General features: G+C 41.1%; 1 protein-coding gene. It reads left to right on the plus strand.

Annotated features, from left to right (window positions below; translation table 11 throughout):
* On the plus strand, positions 1-236 hold a 236-nt coding region (locus tag AAEY68_RS21695; protein ID WP_350586899.1), incomplete at both ends, for a hypothetical protein.

Here is a 236-nt window from a genome sequence, read left to right on the forward strand (position 1 = left end):
GTATTGGCTCTCCCAATGGCGGGCAACAACGCCGGCATTACATTACTTGCATTTTTAGGCGGTTTTTCAGCGGCTACAAGCATGGTAATTGTTTCGTCCATTGTGCTTTCTGTAATGATCACCAATGATTTTATAAATCAGTTTATTTTAAGGCGCTCGCAGCTCAACTCAAGTAGCCGAGGACTTGATAAAAACAACCTATTACATGCCCGTAAAATAGTGATTGTGTGCATATT

Origin of the sequence: Pseudoalteromonas sp. RB2-MNA-CIBAN-0110, assembly GCF_040309305.1 — a bacterium.
In the GTDB taxonomy this organism is placed as follows: domain Bacteria; phylum Pseudomonadota; class Gammaproteobacteria; order Enterobacterales; family Alteromonadaceae; genus Pseudoalteromonas; species Pseudoalteromonas arctica.